Raw genomic sequence first — 26,680 nt, 5'->3', positions numbered from 1 at the left:
AACCCACAATGAACCCATGGCTGCACACAGGGAGTTGGGCGAGTTCCTGCGCTCGCGGCGGGCCAGGATCCGCCCGGAGGACGTCGGTTACGCCTCCGGTGCCGGGCTGCGGCGCGTACCGGGGCTCAGGCGCGAGGAGTTGGCGCATCTGGCGGGGGTGAGCGTCGACTACTACGTACGCCTGGAGCAGGGACGCAATCACAGCGTGTCCGACGCGGTCCTGGACGCGGTGGCGGAGGCGTTGCGCCTGGACGCGGACGAGCGGGAGCACCTCTTCCGTCTGGCCCGCCCGCAGAAACCGCAGGACGACCCCGGCGGCAGCTTCGACGCCCCGCGGCCCGAAGTGCGGCAGCTCCTGGACTGGATCACGGCTCCGGCGCTCGTCCTCGGCCGGCGTATGGACGTACTCGCCTGGAACCGCGCGGCCTCCGTCCTCATCACCGATTTCGCCGAACTCCCCCGCGATGAGCGCAACTTGGCGTACCTCCACCTCCTGCACCCGGACATCGGCCCCCGCTACCCGGACAGGGACTTCATCGCCCGAGAGGTCGTGGGCCATCTCCGTATCGCGTCCGGCCGCTTCCCCGAGGACCCCGAGCTGTGCCGACTCGTCGACCAACTCACCAAGCACAGCGAGGAGTTCAAGGGGCACTGGGAGCGCCACACGGTCCGTACGAAGTCGTACGGAGTGAAGCGCGTCGACCATCCCGAGGCGGGCCCGCTCACCCTCTCGTACGAGATCACGCACTTCCCCCAGGACCCGGACCAGACCCTGCTCGTCTACACCGCCGCTCCCGGTTCCCCGGAGGAGAAGGCACTGCAAGCCATGGCCAAAGGTTGAAGTGTCTGATCTTGTCCCGAAAGTATTCGATGCTGCATCGCTTTGGATCGCTAGCTGGGAGAGCAGGGAGAGCACCCATGCTGCCACTCGTGGAGACCGGCGAGGAACTGGACGAGGTCGTCGGCGACGAGGCGCTGTTGCGCCCCGCCGTCGCTGACCTGTGTGAACGGCTCGGCCTTGCCGGGCAACGGATCGTCCGCTTCGAGGAGGGTTCGCTGCCGGTGTACGCCATCGGCGGGGCGCACGTGGTCAAGCTGTATCCCGCCTTCGAGCAGGACGACTGCGTACGCGAGGAGAAGGTGCTGAGCCATCTGTACGGCCGACTCCCTATTCCCACACCGCAGTTGCACTCGGCGGGCGCGTACAAGAACGGCTGGCACTACGTCCTGATGTCCCGCCTGCCCGGCGTGGGCCTCGACCAGGAGTGGCCGCGAATCCCTTCCGCGGAGCGGGACCGGATCGTCACGGAGGCCGCCGAGGCCCTCGCCGCGCTGCACTCCGTGGACCCGGCACCGATCGCGACCGCCGTGGGCCCGGCGGACTGGCGCACGCTGATCGCCGGACAGCGGGCGCAGGCGGTCGAGCAGCAGCGGGCCTTCGGCCTCTCGCAGGGGTGGCTGGAACAGATCCCCTGGTTCCTGGACACGGTCCCGCTGCCGCCTCCGCCTCGACGCGTGCTCCTGCACACCGAGTTCATGCGCCAGCACCTGACGGTGGACCCCCAAGGCTGGCGCCTGACCGGCCTGTTCGACTTCGAACCGGCCATGATCGGCGACCCGGCGTACGACTTCGCGGCCGTGGGCATGTTCATGACGAGCTGCGACCCACGCCTGTTCAAGCGGTTCTACGACGCGTACGGCCGCCCCCCGATCAACCCCCGCGTCCTCATGGCGTACGGCCTCCTGCACCTCTACAGCAATCTGCCCTATTGCCTCCGCGAACTCCCCGCCCCGCCCAAGCCGACGCTGGACGCGCTCGCGGAGACATGGTTCGGCACGGTCTGATGGCCGGGCTCACCTGTGGTTATGCCTTGCGGCCGGCCGCCCCGTAGACATTGATGTCGGCATCGGTGACGTCGTTGATGTCCCGATAACGGATCTTCTCGATGTCGTCGAGGTTCTCGAAGTCGGCCGGGTCGATGGTTTCGGGGGCGGGTGCCGGGCTCGGGTGCCAGTGGTGGACGGGGACGACACCGGGCTCGTCGAGCTGGACGCCCGGCGTCTCGGTGAAGAAGCGCTCGACCTCGTCCTTGGCGCGGAGCACGAACGTGAACCCGCGCTCCGTGTACGTCCGTTGCACCGCGCGGATGCTCTCCGCGTTGAGGTCCTCGGTGATATGGCTGAGCACGAGACGGCTTCCGGAGGGCAGCGCGTCCATCAGCCCTCGTACAACGGGGTACGCGTCCTCGTCCTCGACAAAGTGCAGAATCGCGACCAGCGCGAGCGCGACCGGCTCGTCGAAGTCCAGGGTTTTCGCGGCCAGTTCGAGGATCTGCGCGGGGTTCCTGAAGTCCGCGTCGATGTAGTCGGTCCTGCCCTCGGGGCCGCTGGTGAGCAGGGCGCGCGCGTGGGCGAGTACCACCGGGTCGTTGTCGACGTACACGATCCGCGACTCGGGGATGATCCGCTGGGCGATCTGATGGACGTTCTCGCCGGTCGGCAGCCCCGTACCGATGTCGAGGAACTGCCGGATCCCCTCCTCCCGGGCCAGCCGGGTCACGGCCCGCCGCATGAAGTCCCGGTTGTGCCGCACATCGAGGTACCCACGCGGATTGGCCGCGAGTGCCGCAGCCGCCGCGGCGCGGTCGGTCGGGTAGTTGTCCTTGCCCCCGAGGAAGACGTCATAGACGCGCGCCGGATGCGCCTTGGTCGTGTCGATCCTCTTCCTCAGCTCGGCAGGATCCTGGCTGAGAGCATCACCACTCATGGAGACCTTCCCTCTTCACGTCATCAACCATCAGCTCACTCACCAAATCAGCAACAAGCTAACTCCTGGGGGGACTTGATGGTGCCCGACCGCTGCGCTCGGCTTGGGCGGGGTTCCGGTGGACCCGCGCTCGAGCCGTGAATGTCGCGTAGGGTCACGGGTTTCGCGAGTACGACTGCTTCTGGCGCGGCCTGCTGCTCGGCGGGCTGCGGCGGACAGCCCTTCAACGCGGCGCACGGCCGTCCCGGTCGCGCCTGGCAGGGGCGACCGGGACGGCTCACGCACGCCGACGCGGCGCGGCGCGGCGACAGCGGGTACTCCGTCGCCGACATCGCCACCCGCCTCCACCTGGCGGAAGGCACCGTACGCAACTACCTCTCGAACGCCATGCAGAAAACCCAGACCCGAACCCGCCACGAAGCAGCACGCTACGCACGCGAACACGACTGGCTGTAGCGGCGGGCGGGGCCGGCACGCTACCGCGCCCCTGAAGGAGGCCGCAGGCTTTGCTTCAAGGGGCGCCGGGCTGTATTGATTTGCGGCTCCGCCGCGTGGGCGCGACCAGCCACGCACTCGCAGCCGTCAACCCACAGAACCAACCGAGCTCTCCGAACCGCACACCCAGCGGAGCGCCACCGCGCTACCGCAACTTCTGCGCAACCTCCGTCGCCCAGTACGTCAGAACGTTCTGGGCCCCCGCCCGCTTGATCCCCGTCAGCGTCTCCAGAATCGCCCGATCCCGATCAACCCACCCCTTCTCCGCCGCAGCCTCGACCATCGAGTACTCCCCGGAGATCTGGTACGCGGCCACCGGCACATCCACCGAGTCCGCGACCCGCGCAAGAATGTCCAGGTAAGGCCCCGCCGGCTTGACCATCACCATGTCGGCGCCCTCCTCCAGGTCGAGCGCCAACTCCCGCATGGATTCCCGTACGTTGGCCGGATCCTGCTGATACGTCTTGCGGTCACCCTTCAGCGACGAGGCGACCGCCTCCCTGAACGGCCCGTAGAAGGCGGACGAATACTTCGCGGTATAGGCGAGGATCGCGACATCCTCCCGCCCGATCTGGTCCAACGCATCCCGGACGACACCGATCTGACCGTCCATCATCCCGCTCGGCCCCACCACATGCGCACCCGCGTCGGCCTGCACCTGGGCCATCTCCGCGTACCGCTCAAGCGTTGCGTCGTTGTCGACGCGCCCCTGTGCGTCGAGGACACCGCAGTGCCCGTGATCCGTCGTCTCGTCGAGGCAGAGGTCGGACATGACGAGCAGCTCGTCGCCGACCTCGGCCCGTACGTCACGCAGGGCGACCTGCAGGATCCCGTCCGGGTCGGTCCCCGGCGTCCCGACGGCGTCCTTCTTGGACTCCTCCGGAACGCCGAACAGCATGATCCCGGAGACCCCCGCCTCCACAGCCTCCAACGCCGCCTTCTTCAGGCTGTCCCGCGTGTGCTGCACGACCCCGGGCATCGCGGCGATCGGCACCGGCTCGCTGACGCCTTCGCGGACGAACGCGGGGAGGATGAAGTCGGCCGGGTGCAGCCGGGTTTCGGCGACCATGCGGCGCATGGCGGGAGTGGTACGCAGCCGCCGCGGCCGCGTACCGGGGAAGGATCCGTACTTCGTCATGCCCTCTACGCTACGCCCGCCCCAGCACCACCTTTGCCGACGCGGAGTCGGGGATCACGGGGCCGCATCCAGGCCCCGTTGCCTTCCTCGCGGCCCGCGATCCAGCTCCGCATGCGAACCCCATACAGCGGGTCCAAGCTGGTGAAAGGGCCTCTTCACCGCGCAGCCCGTACGCCGGCGCTCCCCGGAGGACGCGATGACCACCGCCGATCACCTCCCCGACCTCTTCGCCCTCTCCGACATCCACGGCCCGGTGCTACGGCCCGACGACCCCGGCTACGCCGACGAGGTCACCGGCTTCAACCTGGCCGCGCGGCACACCCCCGACCTGGTCGTGGGGGCGACCGGCGCCGACGACGTGGTGACCGCGATGCGCTGGGCGCACGCCACGGGCACCCCCGTCGCCGTCCAGGCCACCGGGCACGGCGCGAACTTCCCCATCGACAGCGGCCTGTTGATCAACACCGCCCGCATGACCGACGTACGGATCGATCCCCGTGACCGCACCGCGACGATCGCCGCCGGAGCGAAGTGGCGGCACGCCCTGGAGGCGGGCGCGCCACACGGCCTCGCCGGGCTCAGCGGCTCGTCCACGGACGCGGGCGCCGTCGGCTACACGCTGGGCGGCGGCCTACCCGTGCTCGGCCGGGCCTACGGGTACGCCGCCGACTACGTACGCTCCTTCGAGGTCGTCACGGCCGACGGAACCCCGCGCGAGACGAACGCCGAGCAAGAGCCAGAGCTGTTCTGGGCGCTGCGCGGCGGCAAGGGCAACGTAGGCGTAGTGACCTCGATGGTCACCGAACTGCTGCCGCTGTCCCGCATCCTCGGCGGCGCAATCTACTGCCCCGGCGAGCACGCCGAGCCCCTGCTCCGCGCCTGGACTGACTGGACCCGCACAGTCCCGAACGAAATGTGCTCGGCGTTCACCCTGCTTCGCCTCCCGCCCCTGCCGGAGATCCCGGAACCCCTGCGCGGCGGCTTCTGGGCCCGCGTAGCGATCGCCTGGACCGGCGACACGGCCGAGGGCGAACGCCTCATCGCCCCGATGCGCGAGGCCGCGCCGGTGGCGGTCGACACCGTGGCGGAGATGGACTACACGTCCATGGACGACATCTACGCGGACCCGCACGACCCGCTCCCCGCCCGCGAATCCTGCACCCTGCTACGCGACCTGCCCCCCGACGCGATCCGCACCTACCTGGACCACGCAGGGCCGACGGCGCCCCCCGACTACCCGCTCCTCCTGGTCGAACTCCGCCACATGGGCGGCCAGCTGTCCCGCCCCACAGCAATCGAGGACGCGATCTGCGCCCGAGACGCCGAGTACGTCCTGACCTCGGTAGCCGTGATCCCCGACTCCCGCATAGCCACCGCAGCGGAGACAGCCACGTCCGCCCTGCACTCAGCGATGTACCCCTACGGCACAGGCCTGACCATGGTCAACCTCCACGGCCGCCCCGGCGACACCCTGGACCGCTCCCGAGCCTGGACCCCCGAGGTCTACGACCACCTACGCCAAACCAAGCAAACCTACGACCCCGAAAACCTCCTCCGCTTCGGCCACACGGTGCCACCGGCAGCAGCGTAAGAGGGGGCCGCGCCAGGGGCGCGGGCCTGTATCAATTTGCGGCTCCGCCGCGCTCAGTGCCCCTTTAGGGGCGCGGGGAACTGCGCGCCCAGCCACGACGGGCCCGCAGCGTCAAACCGCACACCAGCCCCCTCAGGGGCGCGGGGAACTGCGCGACAAACCACGACGCACCCGCAGCATCACAACGCACCCCAGCCACCCCAAGGGGCGCGGGGAACTGCGCGAGCAACCACAACGCACCCGCACCCGCCCAACCGCCGGAGGCACCCCGCGTCAAACCGGCAACCCCCGGAGGGGCTACGTAGTAGACCGCCGCCGCCGAGCCCCCGGCCTCCGCTCACTGGGCCGCGTAACCGGCCCCCCGGCCTCCACAGCCGCAGCCCGCCGCCGCGACCCAAACTCCGCAAGCGCCTCCGCCAGCTTGTGAACAGACGGCTCCGGAGCCATCACGTCAACCCGCAGCCCATGCTCCTCAGCCGTCTTCGCCGTAGCCGGCCCAATACAGGCGATCACCGTCACGTTATGCGGCTTACCCGCAATCCCGACCAGGTTCCGCACGGTCGACGACGACGTGAACAGCACCGCATCGAACCCACCGCCCTTGATCGCCTCCCGAGTCTCCGCAGGCGGAGGCGACGCCCGCACGGTCCGGTACGCCGTGACGTCGTCAACCTCCCAGCCCAGCTCAATCAGCCCCGCCACCAACGTCTCCGTGGCGATATCGGCCCGAGGCAGAAACACCCGGTCGATCGGGTCGAAGACGGGGTCGTACGGAGGCCAGTCCTCAAGAAGCCCCGCAGCCGACTGCTCCCCCGAAGGCACCAGATCCGGCTTCACACCAAAGGCAACGAGCGCCTTCGCCGTCTGCTCCCCCACCGCAGCGACCTTGATGCCCGCGAAGGCGCGCGCATCAAGCCCGTACTCCTCGAACTTCTCCCGCACCGCCTTGACCGCGTTCACCGAGGTGAAGGCGATCCACTCGTACCGCCCGGTCACGAGCCCCTTGACCGCCCGCTCCATCTGCTGAGGCGTCCGCGGCGGCTCGACGGCGATCGTCGGCACCTCGTGCGGTACGGCTCCGTAGGACCGCAACTGGTCGGAGAGCGACGCCGCCTGCTCCTTCGTACGCGGCACGAGAACCTTCCAGCCGAACAGCGGCTTGGACTCGAACCACGACAACTGCTCACGCTGGGCAGCGGCGGAATGCTCACCGACCACGGCTATCACCGGCCGCCCGCCTTCAGGCGAGGGCAGCACCTTGGCCTGCTTCAGCGTCTGCGCGATGGTGCCGAGCGTCGCGGACCAGGTCCGCTGCCGGGTGGTCGTACCGGCGATGGTGACGGTCAGCGGCGTATCGGGCTTGCGTCCGGCGGCCACCAGCTCGCTCGCGGCGGCGCCGACGGAGTCCAGGGTCGAGGAGACGACGACGGTCCCGTCGGACGCGCCGACCTCGGACCACAGCCGCTCGGAGGCCGTGGCCGCGTCCACGAACCGCACGTCCGCGCCCTGCGCGTCGCGCAGCGGAACACCCGCGTACGCGGGCACTCCGACGGCCGCGGCGATACCGGGGACGACCTCGAAGGGCACGCCCGCGGCAGCGCAGGCCAGCATCTCCTGGGCGGCACAGGTGTCGAGCCCGGGGTCACCGGTGACGGCACGTACCACCCGCCTGCCGCTGCGTGCGGCCTCCATGACAATATGGGCCGCGTCCCTCGACGCGGGGGCACCAGCGGTTGTTGACGCGCCGTCAACTACCGTCAGCTGAGGCGTGTCCGGGCCCGATTCCGTGTCCAGCACGGTCACGCCTTGTCTGGCGTGCGTACGGACGACGTCGAGCACTTCGGGCTCGGCGATCAGGACATCCGCGTTCGCCAGCGCCTGTACGGCGCGCAGTGTGAGCAGTCCCGGATCCCCGGGTCCGGCACCGAGGAAGGTGACGGAGCCGTGTTCCAGGCCGGCGGGAAGGGTGGTGGGGCTCAATGTGCTCGCTCCCCCATCAGACCGGCCGCGCCCTTGGCAAGCATCTCGGCAGCGAGTTCACGGCCGAGCGCCATTGCTTGGTCGTACGTCTCGGGCACGGGACCGGTGGTGGACATCTGCACCAGCGCCGAGCCGTCGGTCGTGCCGACGACGCCGCGCAGGCGCATTTCCTTGACAATCTGCCCGTCGGCCTGGGGGTCCCCCCGCTCGAGCGGAGCCGAGAGTGGGGGAAGGTCGGCCAACGCACCGACAGGTGCGCTGCAGCCGGCCTCCAGGGAGGCGAGCAGGGACCGCTCGGCGGTCACGGCGGCCCGGGTGACCGGGTCGTCGAGTGCGGCGAGCGCCGCGACGAGGTCCGCGTTGTTCGCGGCGCATTCGATCGCGAGCGCCCCCTGGCCGGGGGCGGGCAAAACCATGTCGACCGAGAGGAACTCGGTCACTTCGTCGATCCGGCCGATCCGGTTGAGCCCGGCGGCGGCCAGTACGACGGCATCCAGCTCGCCCTTGCGGACGTACCCGATCCGGGTGTCGACGTTCCCCCGGATCGCGACCGTCTCGATGGTCAGCCCGTGGCAGCGCGCGTACGCGTTCAACTGGGCCATGCGCCGCGGCGAACCGGTGCCCACGCGAGCGCCGTCCGGCAGCTCTGCGAAGCTCAGCCCGTCGCGGGCGACGAGCACGTCCCGCGCGTCCTCGCGTACCGGCACCGCGGCCAGTGCGAGGTCGTCGGGCTGCGCGGTCGGCAGGTCCTTGAGGGAGTGCACGGCGAAGTCGACCTCGCCGCGCAGCAGCGCCTCGCGCAGCGCGGTCACGAAGACGCCCGTGCCGCCGATCTGCGCGAGGTTCTCGCGCGAGACGTCGCCGTACGTGGTGATCTCGACGAGCTCCACGGACCGCCCGGTCACCCGGCTCACGGCGTCAGCCACCTGCCCGGACTGGGCCATGGCGAGCTTGCTGCGCCTCGTCCCCAGCCTCAGGGGGCCGCTCTCCGGCCCCGTTCGCCGCTCAGTCATGCTCGCCCTCGGTTCTTGGCGTTCTCGGTGCTGATGTCATCGGTGGCCCGTGAGACGGAGTCGACCGTCTCCTGGTCCAGGTCGAACAGGGTCCGCAGTGCGTCCGCGTACCCGGCGCCTCCGGGCTCGGCCGCGAGCTGCTTGACCCGTACGGTCGGCGCGTGCAGCAACTTGTCCACCACGCGCCGCACGGTCTGGGTGATCTCGCCCCGCTGCTTCTCGTCGAGCCCGGGCAGCCGCCCGTCGAGCCGCGCGATCTCGCTCGCGACGACATCGGCGGCCATGGTGCGCAGCGCGACGACGGTGGGTGTGATGTGCGCGGCCCGCTGGGCGGCCCCGAAGGCGGCGACCTCGTCGGACACGATCCGCCGGACCATGTCCACGTCGGCCGCCATCGGTACGTCGGCGGAGGCCTCGGCCAGCGACTCGATGTCCACGAGCCGCACGCCGAGCAGCCGGTGCACGGCCGCGTCGATGTCGCGCGGCATGGCGAGGTCGAGCAGCGAGAGCACGGGCACCGGGCGCGGGGCCTCGACGACGGGCTCGGGCTTACGACGCTCGGGCACCCGCCCGATGGCGGCCGCGGTAGCGGCCAGCGCGGCGATGACGGCGGCGTCGGACTCGGGCGTACGGGCGTCTTGTGCACGGCGGCGGCGGTCGACCGTCGCGTTGTCCACCCAGGCCGCGTGCTGCTCCAGGGCCGCCGCGTCCAGGCCCGCCACGGCGGCCTCTCCCATGACGGAGAAGGCGGCGGCGCCCTGCACGGGCGACAGGTCCAGCGGACAGCCGTCGTCGGTGCCGACGCTGGTGGGCGGCAGGTCCTCGCGTACGACACGGGGGGTGGCCGCGCGCTCCTCGGCGGGCGCTCCCGTACGGCCCTCGACGGCCGCGGCGACAGCGTCGGCGGTCAGCACGAGCCCCGTCGCACCCGTACAGGACACCGCGACATCGGCACGTGTCAGCTCGGCCGGCACCGCTTCCATCGGTACCGCGCGGGCCGCCACGTCCGTATCGCCGCCGTCCATCAGAATCTGGGTGAGGCGCTCGGCGCGATCCAACGTGCGGTTGGCGATGACCACTTCGGCCACCCCGGCGCGCGCGAGCGTCGCCGCGGCCAGCGAGGACATGGAGCCCGCGCCGATCACGAGGGCCCGCTTGCCGGCGGCCCAGGCCTGGACGTCCGCGCCCGAGGTCAGCTGCTCCAGGCCGAACGTCACCAGGGACTGCCCGGCCCTGTCTATGCCCGTCTCGGAGTGGGCGCGCTTGCCGACCCTGAGCGCCTGCTGGAACAGGTCGTTCAGCAGCCGCCCCGCCGTGTGCACTTCCTGCGAGGTGGCGAGCGCGTCCTTGATCTGGCCGAGGATCTGGCCCTCGCCGATCACCATCGAGTCCAGACCACAGGCCACGGAGAACAGGTGGTGAACCGCCCGGTCCTCGTAGTGCACGTACAGATAGGGCGTGAGTTCCTCGAGCCCGACCCCGCTGTGCTGCGCGAGCAGCGTGGAGAGCTCGGCGACGCCCGCGTGGAACTTGTCCACGTCGGCGTACAGCTCGATCCGGTTGCAGGTGGCGAGCACCGCGGCCTCGGTGGCCGGCTCGGCGGCGATCGTGTCCTGGAGGAGCTTGATCTGCGCGTCCGCGGACAGCGCGGCCCGCTCCAGCACGCTGACCGGAGCGCTGCGGTGACTCAGCCCGACGACGAGAAGACTCATGCCGGCATCACGGCGGGGACATCCCCGTCCGGCCCTTCCCTGATCTCCTTCGCCGCCGCGGCCTCGGCCTCGAGCACGGCCTCGGCTTCCTCGCCGGCCTTGCGCTGCTCGTGGAAGGCGAGGATCTGCAGCTCGATGGAGAGATCGACCTTGCGTACGTCGACGCCGTCCGGCACGGAGAGCACGGTCGGCGCGAAGTTCAGGATGGACGTCACACCCGCGGCGACGAGCCGCTCGCAGACCTGCTGGGCCGCCCCGGCGGGGGTGGCAATCACGCCGATCGACACACCGTTGTCCTTGATGATCTTCTCGAGGTCGTCGGTGTGCTGCACGGGGATTCCGGCGACGGGCTTCCCGGCCATGGCGGGATCGGCGTCGATGAGAGCGGCGACCCGGAAACCGCGCGAGGCGAAGCCGCCGTAATTGGCCAGTGCCGCGCCGAGGTTACCGATACCGACGATCACAACCGGCCAGTCCTGGGTGAGGCCCAGCTCGCGGGAGATCTGGTAGACGAGGTACTCGACGTCGTAACCCACACCGCGCGTCCCGTACGAGCCGAGGTAAGAGAAGTCCTTGCGCAGCTTCGCGGAGTTGACCCCCGCGGCGGCCGCGAGCTCCTCGGAGGAGACCGTGGGTACCGAGCGCTCCGACAGTGCGGTCAGCGCACGGAGGTACAGCGGAAGCCTGGCGACGGTGGCCTCGGGAATCCCTCGGCTGCGGGTCGCCGGTCGGTGAGTTCGGCCAGTTGCCACGGTGCTCCTGCGGGTAGAGCGGGGCTGCAGGCGGTCACGCGTCCGACCGCCCCGTCGACAGCAGGCTATGTCTTTGTGAATGCATGCACAAAGATGGTGTCCGATTTGCCCGCCCAACGTGACCGGGGTCACGCGACTCCGCCACATGCGTATGGAACCGGCGCAAAGGCGCCTTCGTTCCCTGCTTGAAGGGGGCAAAGCCGTACACACTCCTCTACGCTCCCCGCCCCCGAGGCCAAACCGCACCCGATCCTAAGTGACTTTGCGAACCACTTGGAGTGCCCGGAAGGGCCACGGTTCGGTTACGCACACAGTCCTCACTCCGCGAGGGCTTTGCGCAACCTTCCCTCGTCCACCCGCCAGAACGTGTGCTGCACACCATCCACCAGCACCACCGGGATCTGCTCCCAGTAGGCGCGATGCAGTTCCTCGTCCCGCGTGATGTCCTTCTTCTCCCAGGGCACACCGAGTTCCCCGCAGACCTTCTCGACCACGACCTCGGCGTCCTCGCACAGATGACAGTCGGGCTTCCCGATCAGCGTGACCAGCCGCTCGTGCGGCGCCTTCTTCTCCGTACGGCGGTCAGTACGCCGAAAGATGGGACTCATACGAGCCATTCTCACCCGACATCCGCACCCCGTCAGGTGCGCGGCTTTCCCGCAATTCGGCGTCATCACCGGTGCGCGACAAGTCAGAAACGGCCCGTAGCCGTAACGACACGGTCGCGGAGAGTTCACACCCTTCAAACCTCCCGACTCCGGAAGTAACGCTGAGACTGGCTATGCTCACGCCATGGCCGCTCTCGGATGGCTCACTCCCCGTAGGCGCTCCGCCACGGCGCGGAGCGTGTTGGCAGGCGAGGCCTCGGCGGAGGCAGCGCGCAAGTCCTCCCAGGAACTGGAGGAACTCGCGCACGAAGCCACGCCCGAAACCGCCGCGGAGGAACCGGAATTCCCGGTCCTCGGCGACGACAAGGCCGCCGCCTTCTTCGACCTCGACAACACCGTGATGCAGGGCGCCGCGCTGTTCCACTTCGGCCGCGGCCTCTACAAGCGGAAATTCTTCGAGACCCGCGACCTCTACCGCTTCGCCTGGCAGCAGGCCTGGTTCCGGCTGGCCGGTGTCGAGGACCCCGAGCACATGCAGGAGGCGCGCGACTCCGCGCTGTCCATCGTGAAGGGCCACCGGGTCGCCGAGTTGATGTCGATCGGCGAGGAGATCTACGACGAGTACATGGCCGAGCGCATCTGGCCCGGCACCCGCGCCCTCGCCGAGGCCCACCTCGACGCGGGCCAGAAGGTATGGCTCGTCACCGCCGCCCCCGTCGAGATCGCCACGGTGATCGCCCGCCGCCTCGGCCTGACCGGCGCCCTCGGCACGGTCGCCGAATCGATCGACGGCGTCTACACCGGCAAGCTCGTCGGCGAACCCCTGCACGGCCCCGCGAAGGCGGAGGCAGTACGGGCGTTGGCGGCGGCGGAGGGCCTGGACCTGAGCCGCTGCGCCGCGTACAGCGACTCGCACAACGACATCCCGATGCTCTCGTTGGTCGGGCACCCGTACGCGATCAACCCCGACAGCAAGCTCCGTAAGCACGCCCGCACCCTCGACTGGCGCCTGCGCGACTACCGCACCGGCCGCAAGGCGGCGAAGGTCGGCATCCCCGCGGCGGCCGGCGTCGGCGCGGTCGCGGGCGGCACGGCGGCCGCGATCGCCCTGCACCGCCGCCGCCGCTGACACCGGCCCCAACCGTCCGGAATTGCCCGCGTGTACGAACACGCGGGCAATTCTGCTGTCTTACCCTCACCCCGCCCCCGCCAGTCCCGTTGGCGACAGACGGCCACAACACGCCCCGGGCTCGGCCGGAATGCGAAGCAATTCGATCAACTACCGGTCACTGTGTGGCACTTGATCAGACGCCGATACGTCACAGAAGCGACGGAATCGATGATTTGAGCAACTGGGCGTAGCACTGCCTGTACGAAGCGTTATTCTCCTCAGACGCATGACGGACCTCACACGTCGCTACGACGGGTGAATCATCCGGTACTGCACGTGATGGAAGCTCTGCCTCTGGGAGTCCCGTGTACCCACACGTCGGGGTTGACGCCTCGGGCCTGGCTACGCTCCGCGCGGCGGTCCTCGACCACCTGCGCGGCTTCGTCCCCACCGCGTACGCCGTCCCCGCCCTCGCTGTCTCCGCCGCGCCCCTCAGCCCGTGCTATGCACTGGCCGAGGGCATCGAACGGGGGCCGGCGCGGAGCGCCGTCGTTGAGGGGCGGCGGTCGGGCGACGGGCGGGCCGTGGGCAGACGGGGTCGTACGAGCGCGTCGGCCACCACCACCGCCCGCCGCCCGGCCGCGGACAGTGACAGCGCCCGGATGATGGACCTCGTGGAACGCGCCCAGGACGGCGAGGCCGAGGCCTTCGGGCGCCTCTACGACCAGTACAGCGACACGGTGTACCGCTACATCTACTACCGCGTGGGGGGCAAGGCGACCGCGGAAGACCTCACGAGCGAGACCTTTCTGCGGGCGCTGCGGCGCATCGGGACCTTCACCTGGCAGGGCCGCGACTTCGGCGCCTGGCTGGTCACGATCGCCCGCAACCTCGTCGCCGACCACTTCAAGTCGAGCCGCTTCCGCCTGGAAGTGACCACCGGCGAGATGCTCGACGCCAACGAGGTCGAGCGCTCCCCCGAGGACTCCGTCCTGGAGTCCCTGTCGAACGCGGCACTTCTGGACGCCGTACGCCGCCTCAACCCGCAGCAGCAGGAGTGCGTGACCCTGCGCTTCCTCCAGGGCCTCTCGGTCGCCGAGACCGCTCGCGCGATGGGCAAGAACGAGGGCGCGATCAAGACCCTCCAGTACCGGGCCGTGCGCACGCTGGCCCGGCTCCTGCCCGAAGACGCCCGCTGAGAACCCGTATCGCAGCCTCACCCACCCCGCACACCTCCTTACCCTCTGCGACGCTCAACTCACCCTTCGTCGCCGTCTGTTGGTCCCGCGGTCCGATCATCCGTAGTCCGTAACCCAAGTGCCGAGAGGCTCGTTGTGCGGGATACAGGCTCCCTGTGGTCACCTCTGGCCGTCCCTGATCACCCGATCGTGTGGAACCGATCAGAGAGTGCAACCCTCAGGACCCCCTGGGGAGTCGACCGTCATGACGAGAGGAGGTGCCGCCAGTGATCGCGAACGTATCGGCACACCGGCGGGCGAACGCCTTCGCCCAGGCCCTGGAGGAGCAGTCCGACGGGGCCACGGCGGCCGAGCAGTCCGAAGGTCCGGCGGCGGAACCCACGGAGTCGTCCGGCGAGTCCGGTCAGTCCGAGCGGAGCCGGATGCTGTCCCTGGCGACCGGACTCGGCGAGCTGCCCAAGCCGGCGATGGACCCCGAGGTCAAGGTCGTTCAGCGGGCCCAGCTGGTGGCCGCGATGGAGGCCATGCTGCAGGAGGGCACGGCCGCGGGGGGCGACGCGGCGGAACCTTCGGTACCGGGGCAGAGGGCGCACCGGGGGCGGGGTGCGCACCGGGCGACCGGCCTCGGAAAGCTGCGACCGCGGTCCCGGCTTTCCAAGGGGCTCGCCGCGGGCGGGCTCACCGTGGGGGTGGCGGCGGGAGCGTTCAGCGGCGTCGCGGCCGCCAGTTCCGACGCCCTGCCCGGTGACTCGCTCTACGGGCTCAAGCGCGGCATGGAGGACCTCAAGCGAGGCATGGCCGACGGCGACAACGACCGCGGCCGGCTCTACCTCGACCAGGCCTCCACGCGGCTGAGCGAGGCACGCCGGCTGATCGAGCGCGACCGCTCAGGGCCCCTCGACCACGAGTCCATGGGCGAGATCCGCCGTGCGCTGTCCGGCATGCGCCACGACGCCTCGGAAGGCCACCGGCTGCTGCACGAGGCGTACGAGCGCGATCCCGACTCGCTGGCTCCCATCCAGACCCTCTCGGCCTTCTCCCATTCGCACCGCGACAGGTGGGGCGAGCTGCGCGACCGGCTGCCCGCGCAGCTCGGCGACGTCAGCCGACAGGTCAGCTCGGTCTTCGACGCCATAGACCTGGAGGTCGATCCGCTGCGCTCACTGCTGCCGGAGCTCCCCTCGCGGGAGGGCACCAGCCGCAGCCCGGGCTCCGGCGAGTCCTCCGCCGACTCCTCCGACCAGGACCGCCCGACCGCCCCCAGCGCCACCGGCAACTCCCCCGGCGGCGGCAACTCCAGCAGCGGCAACCCCGAGCCGTCCACCTCGGACACGGAGGACGACGGCCTGCTGGGCGGCAACACGGGCGGCCTCCTGGAACCGCCCACGGCAGACGCCAGCACCACCCCGTCCGACAACACCACCCCATCGGCCAAGCCCGACGTCACGGTCCCGCCACTGCTCCCGGGGCTCCTCCCGGGGCTGGGAGTGGAGAACGAGAACACGGAGTAGTTTCTGCTGATACGTCGGTGGGGGCGCCCTCTTCGAAGAGGGCGCCCCCACCGACGTATCCAGGCCTCTTGAAAAAACACCGACCGCCGCTGCACGAGCAGCTTGGCCCCTCCTGTCTGCTGCCCTCGCACTGCTTCGCAGCCACACCGCGGTAGCGGCATATCGAGCACTGCGGACAGCTGCGCCGGACTCCGTCCGGCGGCTCCGGACGACCGGACTCCGGCGCGTCTGGGCCGACCGTCAGAAGAAGACCGACCTGCGCTGTACCAGCAACTTGTAGAGCGTGTGCTGGATCTGCTCCCTGACTTGGTCCGTCAGGTTGAACATCAGCATCGGGTCCTCGGCTGCCTCCGGCGGGTAGCTGTCCGTCGGGATCGGCTCGCCGAACTGGATCGTCCACTTCGTCGGAAGCGGCACCGCGCCCAACGGGCCCAGCAGCGGGAACGTCGGCGTGATCGGGAAGTACGGGAAGCCCAGGACGCGGGCGAGCGTCTTGGCGTTGCCGATCATCGGGTAGATCTCTTCCGCTCCGACGATCGAGCAGGGGATGATCGGCGTGCCCTGGCGGAGGGCCGTCGACACGAAGCCGCCGCGGCCGAAGCGCTGGAGCTTGTAGCGGTCGCTGAACGGTTTGCCGATGCCCTTGAAGCCCTCCGGCATCACGCCGACCAACTCGCCGCGCTGCAGCAGCCGTTCCGCGTCCTCCGCGCAGGCGAGCGTGTGACCGGCCTTGCGGGCCAGCTCGTTGACCACCGGCAGCATGAAGACCAGGTCGGCGGCCAGCAGGCGGAGATGGCGGCCGTCGGGGTGGTTGTCGTGCACCCCGACCTGCATCATCAGGCCGTCCAGCGGCAGCGTCCCGGAGTGGTTGGCGACGATCAGCGCCCCGCCGTCGGACGGGATGTTCTCGATGCCCTTCACTTCGACGCGGAAGTACTTCTCGTAAATCGGCCGCAGCATCGACATCAGGACCTGGTCGGTGAGCTCCTGGTCGTAACCGAAGTCGTCGACCTCGTAGTCGCCCGTCAGCCGCCGCCGCAGGAAGGCCAGACCATGCGCGATGCGCTGATCCCAACCACCGCCCTGCCGCTCCGGCTCGGATGCGGTTTCCTCGGGCGTCACCGGCACATCTGTCACAGGAACATCATCCTGCAGAATCGTTCGGCCAGGCAGGGGCTGGACCTCACGTACCCCCGCGGGCTCGCCCTTGAGCCGGCTCCCCGCACCGCGGCGCCGCGCCGGCCGGTGCACGGCGCTCCCACGGGACCGGTCGTCGTCGAACGGAATGACCTTGGCGTCCGCCATCGTTGATGCGCTCCTCAGTTGGCGCTCTGCGTCGGGGGGTGGCCACCGCCCAGGAGGGACAGCCCGGCGATCCGGTCGACAGCCCCCGCAAGGGCTTCCGGCGGCAGGAGTCCGGGTCCGCGGCTGCGTGCGAAGTCCGCGAAGGTCTCCGCGGTCGTGTACTTCGGCCGGAAACCCAGCGTCTCGCGCATCTGCTTGGTCGCCACGACCCGGCCATGGGTGAGCAGCCGCAGCTGCTCGGGCGAGAAGTCCGTCATACCCAGCGTACGCACTGCCGTGCCCACCCAGCTGACCGCGGGCAGCAGCAGCGGAACCGTGGGCCGGCCGAGCCTGCGCGCGCACTGCGAGAGCAGCAGGACCCCGTCGCCGGCGATGTTGAACGTCCCGCTGTTGAGCGTCCCGCGCTCCGGCTCGTGCGAGGCGATCCGCAGCACGTCGATCACATCGTCCTCGTGCACGAACTGCAGCCGCGGGTCATAGCCGAACACGGTCGGCAGCACGGGCAGCGAGAAGTACGCGGCCAGCGGCGAATCCGCGCTCGGCCCGAGGATGTTCGCGAACCTCAGCACACACACGGCCACATCGGGCCGACGCCGCGCGAAGCCGCGTACGTACCCCTCGACCTCCACCGTGTCCTTCGCGAAGCCGCCGCTGGGCAGCGACTTGGGCGGCGTCGTCTCCGTGAACACGGCCGGATCCCGGGGCGCCGACCCGTACACGTTCGTACTGGACTTCACGACCAGCCGCTTGACCGCCGGGGACTTCTGGCACGCGCCGAGCAACTGCATGGTGCCGATGACGTTGGTCTCCTTGACCGAGGCCCGGCTGCCGCTGCCCAGTGGGGTGCCCGAGACGTCCATGTGCACGACCGTGTCGACGGAGTACTCGGCGAGCAGGCGCGCGATCGTGGGCTGCCTTATGTCGGCCCGTACGAAATCGGCTCCGCCCAGGTGGTGCTCGGGCTGGACCGCGTCGACGGCGACCACCCGGTCCACCTCGGGGTCACGCTGGATCCGCCGTACGAAACGGCCCCCGAGCTGCCGGGCCGCTCCGGTCACGAGCACGATCTTCCCCAAGATCAGCGCCTTCCTTCCAGCCCTAGGTGGCTTCCTGCTCGTACTCTTCGCACTCTGCCGCGTTCCCCGTGGCGGCCCACGTTAGCGGGTAGATGTTGCGCTGTGGTGACCACCCGATGCACGAAGTCACGACGGACGCGGACAGACGACGAGACCAAGCCAATGACGTCCCATCGGACGCTGCCAACGACGTTCCACCGGACGCGATCGGCGACGTACGACCCGAACATGCCGATGTCGTACGACCCGGCCAATCCGACGTCGTACGACCACACCGCGCCGACCGGGTATGGCTGTGGCCTCCCACCGATGAGTGGGAGGCCACAGAGCGCCTGCTTGTCGCATCGGCGCGCAACACCGTGGGCACGGCCGTGAGGGCGGATCCGCCGGGGCGGGTTCATGGCCCTACGACCTACTGCCTACTTCTTGTTGCGACGCTGAACGCGCGTGCGCTTGAGCAGCTTGCGGTGCTTCTTCTTCGCCATCCGCTTACGCCGCTTCTTGATAACAGAGCCCACGACTACCCTCGCTCACTTCTCGGACAACCCCCGCAACAGCGGGGACAATCACTCGGTGCGGGGCTGCATTGGGGCCCACACGACCTACGGGGGGCCAGCCTACCCCGACAGAGCTCCGAGCTTGTAATCGAGGTGATCCAGGGGGAAACCGGGGACGACCACGAGGGCCGTCACCGGCATCCACCGGAGTCGCCGTCAGGCGGTTTCCACCCCCACGTAGGACTCGCGAAGGTACTCGTGAACCGCTTGCTCCGGGACTCGGAATGACCTCCCGACCCGGATCGCGGGCAGATGACCGCTGTGCACCAGTCGGTACACGGTCATCTTCGACACTCGCATCACCGAGGCGACTTCCGCCACGGTAAGGAACTGAACCTCGTTCAGAGGCCTCTCGCCAGCAGCCATGACACACCTGAACCTTCCGCACTCGACGGTCACCGGCTTCCCCTTCCGGTGACACTTCGTCGTTGCGTGCTCACTCCCCAATGTAGGGGCGGGTGATGCGAGTGGGGAAGAGGGGATGCCATCTGGCAGCTACTGTGACAGACACGCTCGATTGAGTACATAGCGAGTAAGCGGCCGGTAGTAAGCAGACCGCACAGCGTCATCAAGCGGAACGGCGACGGACACCCGCCCCTCCGCCTCCCCGACGAACAGTGCCGGATCGTCCGTATCGCCAAGGCCTATGGCGTCGAACCCCAGCTGACCTGCACCGCAGACCCAGCCGTGGTCTCCGATCACGAGTTCCGGGAGGGGCCCGCCGGCTTCCGCGGCGGCCGCCAACGCCAGTCGAACCGGGAGCGGTGAATGCGAGTGTGCGCCGGTCGCACAACCGGTGGCCTGAGTCCCTGGTTCGCGTACCAGCGCGACACCTTGTACGTAGTCAAGGTTGTGCGTGCGTAGACCGAACCGGGTCGTTATGTCGACACAGCTACCCTGCGCGGGGGTGAGCACGGCACATCCCGCCGCCGACAGGGCGTCCGCGAGAGCGGCGTAGAAACCGAGCAGTCGGTGCGGGTGGCCGGTGCCCAGGAGCACCGGGGAACGGTTACGGGCGGCCACCTGGAGCCGCTCCGCGAAGGCATCAAGAGCCGCCAACGTCCGCTCAGGATCGATCACATCGCGACCTGAGGTGTGCCGTGGGTCGGCTGAGACTCCGCACTTGTCAGCCATCAAGGCAATCAAATCCGGCTGTTTCCATGACCATTCCGGGTCGAGCCCGATCAGCACGCGGGGGTCGCGAGCCGCGAAGAGCCGATAACTCCGCAGACTCTGCTCCCGCGAGGTCGCCACAGGCCCGGCCAACCGCGCGGCCAGCAAATGCGCACGCAACGCTCCAGCACTCAACACACTCCGATGCTGGCGCATGTGCCACTGGCGCAAGCCGAAAACGCCGAAAGCCCGCACGGTCGGAGTAACTGCCCTGGCCCCTGCTGTGGGCAATCGTTCCGCAGGGCGGAACGGGTGGGCACAGCGACCAGTACCGGGTGCCGAGAAAGCACGGCCCGCCTCCTGCCAGGGCTTGGGGCGAAGCCCCAACTTCGGGAAGGGGCGGGCTTGGGGAAGGAAACTCCTACGCCAACAACCCCCGCAGCGGAAACACGGCCCGCCGAGCCGCGACGATCGCCTGGTCAAGCCGGTCGGCCGGATCGTACCCGTCCTCCCACGCCTTCCAGGCCACCGGCCACCGCCCATCCGTCATCCGCGCCGGCGCCAACTGCCGCGTACGAGCGAATACTTCCTGCCGCCACTCCTCAGGAATCCCCGCCTCGGGCGCGACCTCCCGCCCCGCCGCGATGGCGACCAGATGCGTCCAGGACCGCGGCACCACATCCACCACCGCGTACCCCCCGCCCCCGAGCGCGACCCACCGCCCCTCGGCATACTCATGCGCCAGCTCATGACAGGCGACCTGCACCGCCCGCTGCGCATCCAGCGAAACGGCCAGATGAGCCAGCGGATCCTCGAAGTGCGTATCGGCCCCGTGCTGAGTCACCAGCACCTGCGGCCGGAAGTCCGCGATCAACTCCGGCACCACAGAGTGAAAGGCCCGCAGCCACCCCGCATCCCCCGTCCCGGCCGGCAACGCCACATTCACGGCGGAGCCCTCCGCGGAGTCCGCCCCCGTCTCCTCCGGCCAGCCGGTCTGCGGAAACAACGTCCGAGGATGCTCGTGCAACGAGATCGTCAGCACCCTCGGGTCTTCCCAGAACGCGGCCTGCACCCCGTCCCCGTGATGCACATCCACATCGATGTACGCGACCCGCTCGGCCCCCAGCTCCAGCAGCCGCGCGATCGCCAGCGACGCGTCGTTGTAGATGCAGAACCCCGACGCCCCGCCGGGCATCGCATGATGCAGCCCACCCGCGAAGTTCACCGCGTGCGAGACGTCCCCGCGCCACACCGCCTCGGCCGCCCCCACCGACTGCCCGGCGATCAGCGCGGACACCTCGTGCATCCCGGCGAAGGCGGGATCGTCCATGGTCCCCAGGCCGTACGACATGTCCGCCGCCCGAGGATCCACGGAAGCGGCCTTGACCGCCTCGACGTAGTCCGCGCGATGCACGAGCCGCAGCGTCGACTCCCCGGCCGCCTTCGCCGCGACCACGTCCAACTCACGATCGAGCCCGAAGGCATCGACCAGTCGCCGGGTCAACGCCAGCCGGACCGGATCCATCGGGTGATCCGGACCGAAGTCATAGCCCGTTACTGCCTCGTCCCACATCAGCTGTGCGCGGCCGCTCATGCCCGTCACCGTATCGGTCCGGTTGAGGAGCGAACGAACGGGCGTACAGAAGTGTCACCAGCACCAACACCATCGGCACCAGCATCGCCCCCCGGTACGACCACGCATCGCCCAAGGCGCCCACGAGGGGCGAACCGATCAAGAACCCCACATAGTTGAAGATATTCAGCCGCGCGATGGCAGCATCCGCAGCACCCGGGAACAGCCGCCCTGCCGCCGCGAAAGTCTGCGGTACGAGCACACACAACCCGAGCCCCAGCAACGTAAAGCCGAGCATCCCGACCCACGCCCCGGGCGCCACCGCCACCACCGCGAACCCCACGGCCGCGACGACCGACCCCAGCCGTACGACCGCCACGGCCCCGAACCGCCGCACCCCGAGGTCCCCGATGGCCCGCCCGAGCAGCGTCGTGACCATGTAGACGTTGTACGGCACGGTCGCCAGCTCCTCAGAACTGCCCAGCACGTCCTCCAGATACTTGGCGCTCCAGTTGGAGACGGTCGAGTCCCCGATGTACGCGAAGGTCATCACCAGACACAGCGGCAACAACAGCTTGAAGGCGACGGGTTGGGCCCCGGCCACCTCCTTCGGCTCCTCAGCGCCGGGCCCGCCCCCGTCGACGTACCACCGACTCCCCACCAACGCGACGGGCAACAGCACCACGACGACCGGCAGATACGACACGAACAGGTGCAGATCCCAGTGCGCCCCCACCCACGCGAGCGAGGCCCCGACGATCCCGCCCAGGCTGTACACCGCGTGGAAGCCGAGCATGATGCTGCGCCCGTACGCGTGCTGAAGGCTGACCCCGAGCATGTTCATGGACGCGTCGAGCGCACCGACGGCCAGCCCGAACGCGGCCAGCGACAAGCCGATCTCCCACAGCCCGTCGCCTGCTCCGACACCGAGCAGCGCGAGCAGCACGACGGGCTGCGACCAGCGCAGTACGTGACTGGGCCGCACCCGCTTGACCAGCTGCTCCGTACAGACACTGCCGACACCGGCGAGCACCGGCACGGCGGCGAGGAAGGCGGGCAGCAGGGCGTCGGATATCCCGTACTGGTCCTGGATCGCGGGGATCCGCGTCACCAGCAGCGCAAAGGCCACACCTTGAGCGAAGAAGCTGAACGCCAACGAGGCCCGGCCGCGCCGCAGCACATCTGTCATGGCGGATCAGCGTACGGGTGCGGCTTACTCGTGGGTAGACAGATCGGAAGATGAATTTTGCTCATCTTCTGGAGCGGGCGTGAGGATCCGGATACTGAGGGGCTTCAGGATCGCTGGGGAGCTGCGCGCTGGAGGGAGCCTCAGGAGAGGAGCGCGGGCAGCTCCTGCATCGAGCCGAAGAGTCCGGTGGCGCCCGCGAGCCGCTCGGCGGGCGTCATCGCCGTGAACCCGTACACATCCATGCCCGCCGCGACAGCAGCCCGCACCCCGAGCGGACTGTCCTCGACGACCACACACCGCTCCGGCCGGACCCCCATCCGCTCGGCCGCGTACAGAAACAGATCCGGCGCCGGCTTCCCCCGCCCCACATCCTGCGAACTGAAGATCCGTGCGTCCTCGAACCACCGCTCGAGCCCGGCCGCCCGATGCCCCACCCGAATCCGCTCATGGCTCCCGGAGGACGCCACGCAGTAAGCAACCCCGTCCGCGGTCAGCTTCTCCAGCACCTCTACGGCCCCCGGGACCGGCCCCAACTCCCGCTCGAATGCGGCGAATACACGCCCATGGAAGACCTCGTCGAAGTCCTCGGGCAACCGCTGACCGGTCCGTTCCAGCACAAGATCGTGTACGCGATGCATGGCGGCGCCCATGTAGTCCCGCAGGGAGTCCTCGTACGAGGTCGGGTGCCCGAGCTCGGTGAGATAGGCGGCGAGCAACTTATTGGAAATCGGCTCGCTGTCCACGAGCACACCGTCGTTGTCGAAAATGACGAGGTCATAGCGCATAACAAAGACTGTAAACGCAGAAAACCCCCTTACCGAAGGTAAGGGGGTTTTCTCAATATTTGTTCGGCGGTGTCCTACTCTCCCACAGGGTCCCCCCTGCAGTACCATCGGCGCTGTAAGGCTTAGCTTCCGGGTTCGGAATGTAACCGGGCGTTTCCCTCACGCTATGACCACCGAAACACTGTGAAACACTCAACCGGCAACCGTCCTGTGGCCCAGGACAGGGGTTGTTCGTGGTTTCAGAACCAACACAGTGGACGCGAGCATCTGAGGACAAGCCCTCGGCCTATTAGTACCAGTCACCTCCAGCGGTTACCCGCCTTCCAGATCTGGCCTATCAACCCAGTAGTCTCCTGGGAGCCTTAACCCCTCAACGGGGGTGGGAGTCCTCATCTCGAAGCAGGCTTCCCGCTTAGATGCTTTCAGCGGTTATCCCTCCCGAACGTAGCCAACCAGCCATGCCCTTGGCAGAACAACTGGCACACCAGAGGTTCGTCCGTCCCGGTCCTCTCGTACTAGGGACAGCCCTTCTCAAGACTCCTACGCGCACAGCGGATAGGGACCGAACTGTCTCACGACGTTCTAAACCCAGCTCGCGTACCGCTTTAATGGGCGAACAGCCCAACCCTTGGGACCGACTCCAGCCCCAGGATGCGACGAGCCGACATCGAGGTGCCAAACCATCCCGTCGATATGGACTCTTGGGGAAGATCAGCCTGTTATCCCCGGGGTACCTTTTATCCGTTGAGCGACGGCGCTTCCACAAGCCACCGCCGGATCACTAGTCCCGACTTTCGTCCCTGCTCGACCCGTCGGTCTCACAGTCAAGCTCCCTTGTGCACTTACACTCACCACCTGATTGCCAACCAGGCTGAGGGAACCTTTGGGCGCCTCCGTTACTCTTTAGGAGGCAACCGCCCCAGTTAAACTACCCATCAGACACTGTCCCCGATCCGGATCACGGACCCGGGTTAGACATCCAGCACGACCAGACTGGTATTTCAACGACGACTCCCCCCGCACTGGCGTGCGAAGTTCACAGTCTCCCAGCTATCCTACACAAGCCGAACCGAACACCAATATCAAACTGTAGTAAAGGTCCCGGGGTCTTTCCGTCCTGCTGCGCGAAACGAGCATCTTTACTCGTAGTGCAATTTCACCGGGCCTATGGTTGAGACAGTCGAGAAGTCGTTACGCCATTCGTGCAGGTCGGAACTTACCCGACAAGGAATTTCGCTACCTTAGGATGGTTATAGTTACCACCGCCGTTTACTGGCGCTTAAGTTCTCAGCTTCGCACGCCCGAAAGCGCACTAACCGGTCCCCTTAACGTTCCAGCACCGGGCAGGCGTCAGTCCGTATACCTCGCCTTACGGCTTCGCACGGACCTGTGTTTTTAGTAAACAGTCGCTTCTCGCTGGTCTCTGCGGCCACCCCCAGCTCACCGTGTAAAACGGATCACCAGGAATGGCCCCCTTCTCCCGAAGTTACGGGGGCATTTTGCCGAGTTCCTTAACCATAGTTCACCCGAACGCCTCGGTATTCTCTACCTGACCACCTGAGTCGGTTTAGGGTACGGGCCGCCATAAAACTCGCTAGAGGCTTTTCTCGACAGCATAGGATCATCCACTTCACCACAATCGGCTCGGCATCAGGTCTCACCCTTGGTGAACGACGGATTTGCCTATCGTTCGGGCTACACCCTTACCCCGGGACAACCACCGCCCGGGCTGGACTACCTTCCTGCGTCACCCCATCACTCACCTACTACCAGATCGGGTCACCGGCTCCACCACTCCCCTCAACTCCGAAGAGATCAGGGCGGCTTCACGGGCTTAGCATCACTGGATTCGATGTTTGACGCTTCACAGCGGGTACCGGAATATCAACCGGTTCTCCATCGACTACGCCTGTCGGCCTCGCCTTAGGTCCCGACTTACCCTGGGCAGATCAGCTTGACCCAGGAACCCTTAGTCAATCGGCGCACACGTTTCCCACGTGTGAATCGCTACTCATGCCTGCATTCTCACTCGTGAACCGTCCACAACTCGCTTCCGCGGCTGCTTCACCCGGCACACGACGCTCCCCTACCCATCACGATCCCCGTTAGAGGTATATATCGCAATGACACGACTTCGGCGGTACGCTTGAGCCCCGCTACATTGTCGGCGCGGAATCACTTGACCAGTGAGCTATTACGCACTCTTTCAAGGATGGCTGCTTCTAAGCCAACCTCCTGGTTGTCTCTGCGACTCCACATCCTTTCCCACTTAGCGTACGCTTAGGGGCCTTAGTCGATGCTCTGGGCTGTTTCCCTCTCGACCATGGAGCTTATCCCCCACAGTCTCACTGCCGCGCTCTCACTTACCGGCATTCGGAGTTTGGCTAAGGTCAGTAACCCGGTAGGGCCCATCGCCTATCCAGTGCTCTACCTCCGGCAAGAAACACACGACGCTGCACCTAAATGCATTTCGGGGAGAACCAGCTATCACGGAGTTTGATTGGCCTTTCACCCCTAACCACAGGTCATCCCCCAGGTTTTCAACCCTGGTGGGTTCGGCCCTCCACACGGTCTTACCCGCGCTTCAGCCTGCCCATGGCTAGATCACTCCGCTTCGGGTCTTGAGCGCGCTACTGAATCGCCCTGTTCGGACTCGCTTTCGCTACGGCTCCCCCACACGGGTTAACCTCGCAACACACCGCAAACTCGCAGGCTCATTCTTCAAAAGGCACGCAGTCACGACACACCAAGCAAGCTTGATGTGCGACGCTCCCACGGCTTGTAGGCACACGGTTTCAGGTACTATTTCACTCCCCTCCCGGGGTACTTTTCACCATTCCCTCACGGTACTATCCGCTATCGGTCACCAGGGAATATTTAGGCTTAGCGGGTGGTCCCGCCAGATTCACACGGGATTTCTCGGGCCCCGTGCTACTTGGGTGTCTCTCCAACGAGTCGCTGACGTTTCGACTACGGGGGTCTTACCCTCTACGCCGGACCTTTCGCATGTCCTTCGCCTACATCAACGATTTCTGACTCGTCTCACGGCCGGCAGACCGTGAAAGAGAGATCCCACAACCCCGTACACGCAACCCCTGCCGGGTCTCACACGTATACGGTTTAGCCTCATCCGGTTTCGCTCGCCACTACTCCCGGAATCACGGTTGTTTTCTCTTCCTGCGGGTACTGAGATGTTTCACTTCCC

At 67.9% G+C, this 26,680-nt stretch carries 22 protein-coding genes and 2 rRNA genes (1 of these 24 running past the window's edge); 7 read left to right on the top strand and 17 right to left on the bottom strand.

What is annotated here, in order from left to right; genetic code table 11:
• Positions 1-16: 16 nt before the first annotated feature.
• Both OHT21_RS26820 and OHT21_RS26815 read left to right on the top strand, forming a co-directional pair.
• Positions 17-841 (top strand): helix-turn-helix transcriptional regulator, encoded by an 825-nt coding sequence (locus tag OHT21_RS26820; protein ID WP_328770870.1) that lies wholly within the window; start codon positions 17-19, stop codon positions 839-841.
• Positions 842-918: 77 nt separating this feature from the next.
• Positions 919-1,845, top strand: a complete 927-nt coding sequence (locus OHT21_RS26815; protein ID WP_328770869.1) for an aminoglycoside phosphotransferase family protein — start codon at positions 919-921, stop codon at positions 1,843-1,845.
• Between the two features lie 19 nt (positions 1,846-1,864).
• Here OHT21_RS26815 and OHT21_RS26810 read toward each other — a convergent pair whose 3' ends face one another.
• Positions 1,865-2,767 carry an SAM-dependent methyltransferase gene (locus OHT21_RS26810; RefSeq protein WP_328770868.1) on the bottom strand — a complete coding sequence of 301 codons (903 nt, stop codon included), beginning with the start codon at positions 2,765-2,767 and terminating at the stop codon, positions 1,865-1,867.
• A gap of 141 nt (positions 2,768-2,908) precedes the next feature.
• Here OHT21_RS26810 and OHT21_RS44770 point away from each other — a divergent pair, with 141 nt between their 5' ends.
• Positions 2,909-3,223, top strand: coding sequence for a response regulator transcription factor (locus OHT21_RS44770; RefSeq protein WP_443050436.1), 315 nt, complete (start codon positions 2,909-2,911; stop codon positions 3,221-3,223).
• 184 nt (positions 3,224-3,407) lie between these two features.
• On the opposite strand, the gene hemB is transcribed toward OHT21_RS44770, so the two are convergent.
• Complete coding sequence (hemB, locus tag OHT21_RS26800) at positions 3,408-4,400, bottom strand: porphobilinogen synthase (RefSeq protein WP_328770867.1); 993 nt, start codon at positions 4,398-4,400, stop codon at positions 3,408-3,410.
• A gap of 196 nt (positions 4,401-4,596) precedes the next feature.
• On the opposite strand from hemB, the gene OHT21_RS26795 reads away from it, so the two are divergent.
• Positions 4,597-5,991 (top strand): FAD-binding oxidoreductase, encoded by a 1,395-nt coding sequence (locus tag OHT21_RS26795; protein WP_328770866.1) that lies wholly within the window; start codon positions 4,597-4,599, stop codon positions 5,989-5,991.
• A 297-nt stretch (positions 5,992-6,288) separates the two neighbouring features.
• Here OHT21_RS26795 and OHT21_RS26790 read toward each other — a convergent pair whose 3' ends face one another.
• The 5 genes from OHT21_RS26790 to OHT21_RS26770 all read right to left on the bottom strand — a co-directional run bounded on the left by OHT21_RS26790 (position 6,289) and on the right by OHT21_RS26770 (position 12,065).
• Positions 6,289-7,971 carry a bifunctional uroporphyrinogen-III C-methyltransferase/uroporphyrinogen-III synthase gene (locus OHT21_RS26790; RefSeq protein ID WP_328770865.1) on the bottom strand — a complete coding sequence of 561 codons (1,683 nt, stop codon included), beginning with the start codon at positions 7,969-7,971 and terminating at the stop codon, positions 6,289-6,291.
• A complete protein-coding gene (gene hemC / locus OHT21_RS26785; protein ID WP_328770864.1) occupies positions 7,968-8,984 on the bottom strand; it encodes a hydroxymethylbilane synthase in 1,017 nt (338 codons plus the stop codon). Before hemC ends, OHT21_RS26790 begins: the two co-directional genes overlap by 4 nt.
• Positions 8,981-10,696, bottom strand: coding sequence for a glutamyl-tRNA reductase (locus OHT21_RS26780; protein ID WP_328770863.1), 1,716 nt, complete (start codon positions 10,694-10,696; stop codon positions 8,981-8,983). The genes hemC and OHT21_RS26780 overlap by 4 nt, the downstream gene beginning before the upstream one ends.
• On the bottom strand, positions 10,693-11,448 hold the full coding sequence (locus OHT21_RS26775; RefSeq protein ID WP_328770862.1) for a redox-sensing transcriptional repressor Rex: 756 nt from the start codon (positions 11,446-11,448) through the stop codon (positions 10,693-10,695). Before OHT21_RS26775 ends, OHT21_RS26780 begins: the two co-directional genes overlap by 4 nt.
• Positions 11,449-11,765: 317 nt before the next feature.
• A complete protein-coding gene (locus tag OHT21_RS26770) occupies positions 11,766-12,065 on the bottom strand; it encodes a glutaredoxin family protein (RefSeq protein ID WP_328770861.1) in 300 nt (99 codons plus the stop codon).
• Positions 12,066-12,240: 175 nt separating this feature from the next.
• On the opposite strand from OHT21_RS26770, the gene OHT21_RS26765 reads away from it, so the two are divergent.
• The 3 genes from OHT21_RS26765 to OHT21_RS26755 all read left to right on the top strand — a co-directional run bounded on the left by OHT21_RS26765 (position 12,241) and on the right by OHT21_RS26755 (position 15,877).
• A complete protein-coding gene (locus OHT21_RS26765) occupies positions 12,241-13,185 on the top strand; it encodes an HAD family hydrolase (RefSeq protein ID WP_328770860.1) in 945 nt (314 codons plus the stop codon).
• Between the two features lie 347 nt (positions 13,186-13,532).
• Complete coding sequence (locus tag OHT21_RS26760; protein WP_328770859.1) at positions 13,533-14,366, top strand: ECF subfamily RNA polymerase sigma factor, BldN family; 834 nt, start codon at positions 13,533-13,535, stop codon at positions 14,364-14,366.
• Between the two features lie 266 nt (positions 14,367-14,632).
• Positions 14,633-15,877, top strand: a complete 1,245-nt coding sequence (locus OHT21_RS26755) for a DUF5667 domain-containing protein (protein WP_328770858.1) — start codon at positions 14,633-14,635, stop codon at positions 15,875-15,877.
• Between the two features lie 240 nt (positions 15,878-16,117).
• Here OHT21_RS26755 and OHT21_RS26750 read toward each other — a convergent pair whose 3' ends face one another.
• The 10 genes from OHT21_RS26750 to OHT21_RS26705 form a co-directional block, all read right to left on the bottom strand.
• Positions 16,118-17,182: a lysophospholipid acyltransferase family protein gene (locus OHT21_RS26750; protein ID WP_328770857.1), complete on the bottom strand. Its 1,065-nt coding sequence runs from the start codon at positions 17,180-17,182 to the stop codon at positions 16,118-16,120.
• A 14-nt stretch (positions 17,183-17,196) separates the two neighbouring features.
• Positions 17,197-18,258 carry an NAD-dependent epimerase/dehydratase family protein gene (locus tag OHT21_RS26745; protein WP_328770856.1) on the bottom strand — a complete coding sequence of 354 codons (1,062 nt, stop codon included), beginning with the start codon at positions 18,256-18,258 and terminating at the stop codon, positions 17,197-17,199.
• A 419-nt stretch (positions 18,259-18,677) separates the two neighbouring features.
• On the bottom strand, positions 18,678-18,776 hold the full coding sequence (locus tag OHT21_RS26740; RefSeq protein ID WP_003948845.1) for a 30S ribosomal protein bS22: 99 nt from the start codon (positions 18,774-18,776) through the stop codon (positions 18,678-18,680).
• Between the two features lie 195 nt (positions 18,777-18,971).
• A complete protein-coding gene (locus OHT21_RS26735; RefSeq protein WP_093781815.1) occupies positions 18,972-19,181 on the bottom strand; it encodes a helix-turn-helix domain-containing protein in 210 nt (69 codons plus the stop codon).
• Positions 19,182-19,310: 129 nt separating this feature from the next.
• Positions 19,311-20,126: a phosphatase gene (locus OHT21_RS26730; RefSeq protein ID WP_328774237.1), complete on the bottom strand. Its 816-nt coding sequence runs from the start codon at positions 20,124-20,126 to the stop codon at positions 19,311-19,313.
• Between the two features lie 223 nt (positions 20,127-20,349).
• Entirely contained in the window at positions 20,350-21,522 is a 1,173-nt protein-coding gene (locus tag OHT21_RS26725) for an acetoin utilization protein AcuC (RefSeq protein WP_328770855.1), read from the bottom strand.
• Complete coding sequence (locus OHT21_RS26720; protein ID WP_328770854.1) at positions 21,473-22,690, bottom strand: MFS transporter; 1,218 nt, start codon at positions 22,688-22,690, stop codon at positions 21,473-21,475. Before OHT21_RS26720 ends, OHT21_RS26725 begins: the two co-directional genes overlap by 50 nt.
• Positions 22,691-22,830: 140 nt before the next feature.
• Positions 22,831-23,475 (bottom strand): HAD family hydrolase, encoded by a 645-nt coding sequence (locus OHT21_RS26715; protein WP_328770853.1) that lies wholly within the window; start codon positions 23,473-23,475, stop codon positions 22,831-22,833.
• A 61-nt stretch (positions 23,476-23,536) separates the two neighbouring features.
• Positions 23,537-23,653, bottom strand: a 5S ribosomal RNA gene (rrf, locus tag OHT21_RS26710).
• A 91-nt stretch (positions 23,654-23,744) separates the two neighbouring features.
• Positions 23,745-26,680: ribosomal RNA gene (locus OHT21_RS26705) — 23S ribosomal RNA — on the bottom strand (it continues 189 nt past the right edge of the window).

The organism is Streptomyces sp. NBC_00286 (assembly GCF_036173125.1).
Classification (GTDB): Bacteria; Actinomycetota; Actinomycetes; order Streptomycetales; family Streptomycetaceae; genus Streptomyces.
The sequence above is the reverse complement of the archived record's forward strand: the minus strand, read 5'-3'. Positions and strand labels throughout refer to the sequence as shown.